Annotated in this window: 2 protein-coding genes; both read right to left on the bottom strand. The window is 39.3% G+C overall.

The window, feature by feature from the left end; all coding sequences use genetic code 11:
- Positions 1-779: GLPGLI family protein (locus tag JWQ85_RS17605; protein WP_299470316.1), on the bottom strand; the 779-nt coding region annotated here is incomplete at its 3' end.
- 4 nt (positions 780-783) lie between these two features.
- Positions 784-3,558, bottom strand: coding sequence for a TonB-dependent receptor (locus JWQ85_RS17610; RefSeq protein WP_299470317.1), 2,775 nt, complete (start codon positions 3,556-3,558; stop codon positions 784-786).
- Positions 3,559-3,693: the final 135 nt, after the last annotated feature.

Below are 3,693 nucleotides of genomic sequence, written 5' to 3' on the forward strand. Positions count from 1 at the left end.
TAAAGCGAAAACATTTTTAGCTGGTACATCCCTAAAGTACCGCGGTTTCTGAAATTTAAACTTAAAAAATCAGCCAATTGTTTATTGGTCATAGGTTTGCCTTTTTTAGGCGGCACCATGGTTGCATCGGGTATATCTGCTTCTGTTATTTTTGTGGCGGTCCAGTTTACATGCTCGTGCGGCAATACAACCTGCAATATCATACCTGGCAATCCATGAAATGATTCAGGGCCGCCGCTAATTTTTATTGCATCGGTATAAAAGGCAACTACATATAATGAGTCCTGTATCAATCCATGCGCCTCGTAACAAGTATAACCGGCAATTTCGCGCGTGTTGCCTGGTATTATCTTCCATTTTATTTTACGCGTGCTATCCGCTACCAGGAACTGCTGTCCCTGCACATTTCTTTGGGTAACACTCATCCCGGTGGAGTAATCATTAAACGTTGTATTATACTTGTTTATTAAGGGATTGGCTTGGAAAGCGACCACCTCCTCTACCGGCCTGAAAGACTCATAGACACTTCTGTTAGTATTAAAAGTGAGCTTGTTTTTGAGCGTTACGAACTGTGGATGATTCTCCTGGTATTTATCAAATGACTGGAGTTGCATATCTTTTTCCATGTTGTGATTTACCTTCAGGTTAATGCGGCCCACGGCAAACATATTTACAGTTTCATCATATTCAATTGTTCCGCCGATAATGATTTTTGACTGTTGGGCAAATAACAAATTACTGATTAACAAGGCAATAATTAATATTTTGATGCATTTCATATGATTATTTTTTTGGAGTTATCTTGGCAAATTTTGTAAAATCCCAGGTAACGGTGAACATAAAATACCTTTTTATAGTGTTATAACTTGTTTGATAAATACTGTTTAAATAAGTGCCCCTAAAATTCTGTTCCTGGTTGAGGATGTTATCGCAGGAGAGCGATAACTTCAGGTTATCATCTTTAAGAAAAGTTTTATCGAGCGACGCGTTCAACTTTGCGAAATTGGTTGAAGGCAATGTTTGTGTTTTACCAGCGTAGTTATCAGCGAAACGTGAAGTGATTTGAAATTTGCCCGGTAAAAACAACTGGGTATTCACATCAGCATTGAAACCAACCGAATTATTATTAGTTATGGTTTGCGGTGAATATTGGCTAACGTTAAATACAGGGCCGCCTGAAAGATAAATACTATATGCTTTTTGCTTGTAGCTTGATACATTTGCATATATGATATAGTTTGAAATGGTGCTTTTAGTTAATATATTATTGTTATAAAGATAGCTTACACTGCTATTATAAACCATTTGTAACCCGGCCTGCACACCTGACTCCCCGAGTTTGCGATTGATATTTGCGAATACATTATAGTTTACAAATGCATTATGATCCAGGTTTACAAAGCGGGTTGTTGATTTTCCTGTAGCATCTACAAAAGTATTATTAACTATCGGGTTTTCCCTGATAGACAGGTTTCCGTTTATCGAATAGAATTGACCGGTTAAAGCCTGGTTATTATTGTAGTTTGCACTAATGTTATGTACAAACGAAGGTTCGAGGTTTGGATTACCTATTACTATATATAGCGGGTTAGTATTGGTTGTTATAGGTTGGAGCTGGTTAATGCCGGGCTGCACACTATTGCCGTTATAATTGATATTATATGATTCGGCTTGCGATATGCGGTTTCTGAAAATAACCTGCGGCCTCCAGTTAATGTAATCCCTGGTTAATGTACTGTTGGCGTACTCATTAATTTGTTTAAAGGTGACGTCGTTAGCCCTTACACCAAAAGTCAATACCTTTTTAGTGCCATCCATCCGGTAATTAAACATCGCGCCTAACTGATTGGTTACCTGGTTCACTTTATATTTATTACTGTTTAGCGAATCCAGTATATCGTATACGTTAGGTGCCGACTGATTATATGATTTCAGATCCTGAAAGTTATTCATCAAAGCAAAGCCGTAATTAATGGTGAGCGCAAACCCTTCAGTTATAGGCTCTGAATAGGTAATATTACTATTCAGAACCAAACTGTTGATCGTGTTTGGCTTATACTGGTTAGTAACCGTATCCTGGTTAATTGCAGCGGTGTATCTGTCAGACTTAAAGTAGTTTGTTTTAATATCATGGCTGTAAACCTCATTAACATCCCATGATAAAGTACGGCCAGCTTTTTTAAACCGTTTAGTATAAAATGCATCAGCGTTTAATATTTTACTGCTTTCCTTACTATTTTGATCTATTGCTGCGGTAGATAACAATATACCGTTACCATCAGTTATACTGCTGTTATTGTTGGATATGATATCAATATTCCGGTCTATAGCATTAACGCTTAGTTTTAAATTGGCCGTGGGGCTCAGTATGTGCGTATAGGTAGCATCCAGCTTTTGCCTGAAGGTAGAGTTGTAAGTATGCGAATTGGTAGTATTGTTATTCAAGCCATCGGTACCAATAGTTGTTTGTATGAGCTGTTTTTCATCGGTTGTAAGCGTTAATTCCCCTATTTTGTAATTGGCGTTGATTGATTCTTTATCCTTGTTCCATTTATCGTCCAGGTGTACGCCACCGGTTTTTGATTCGGGAAGGCCCCTGCCGTTATAATTAGAGTTATCCAATGCATCATTATTTCCGAAAGAGAAAGTCTGCGAACCATTGTCGCTGATCTGTACATCCGACGCCCCAACTTTATTATTGTCCTCATAGCCTAAACCTATTTTGCCATCATTGGAAGCAGTGCCATAAAAGGCAAATTTTTCCTTCGGCTTAAATTTATTGTAAATAAGCTGTCCTTCGTAATAGCCGTCATTACCGATACCCGCGTCCGCCTTGCCGAACACACCGGTCTTTCTATCCTCTTTTAGCTGCACATTAATGGTCTTTATCTTCACGCCATCGTCAATGCCTGTAAATTTGGCCTGTTCGGTTTTTGCATCATAAAGCTGCAGTTTATCTACCATGTCGGCCCGTATGTTGCGGGTAACCAGCGTGGGGTCGTCGCCAAAAAACTCTTCACCGTCAACCAGTACTTTTTGCACTCTTTCTCCCTGCGCGGTAATATGCCCATCCTTATCAATGGTTATGCCGGGTAGTTGCCTCAGCAGGTCCTCAACCCGGTCATTAGGTTGTATTACATAGGCCTTGGCATTATATTCAATGGTATCGCCTTTTATTTTAATGGAAGTTGCTTCACCTTTAATAGTTACTTCCTTCAATTCGCGCGATGGTGGCGCCAACTTTATGGTGCCGAAATCATACTGCGCAACGGTAGGGCCAAGTACAAATCGCTTCAACAATGCCTGGTGGCCCGGATGAGATACCATCAATAAAAAATTACCCGAAGGCAGGCTATTCATTGTAAATGTGCCGTCCTGAGCCGAATGGGTAAAATTAACCAGTATAGAGTCTTTCGCGTTTAGTACAATAACGGTAGCCGGCAATTTACTTTTGGCCACTGTATCAATTGTAACGCCGCGAATGCTGTGGGTGCCTTGTGCCAGCCCGGAAAGCGCAAACACACATAGCACGAATGTGATAAGGATTAGGATTCTCATTAATTTATAGTTCAGGTTAGGTTTTGGTTAGTAAAGCTCGTATTTAAAAATTCATATTTACTTATTATTAAGGCATTTAACAAAATTTAACTTTCTGCAAGGTATAAGATCGATCAAAAAATCTTTTAAACCTTG

Origin of the sequence: Mucilaginibacter sp., assembly GCF_028288105.1 — a bacterium.
Taxonomy (GTDB): domain Bacteria; phylum Bacteroidota; class Bacteroidia; order Sphingobacteriales; family Sphingobacteriaceae; genus Mucilaginibacter.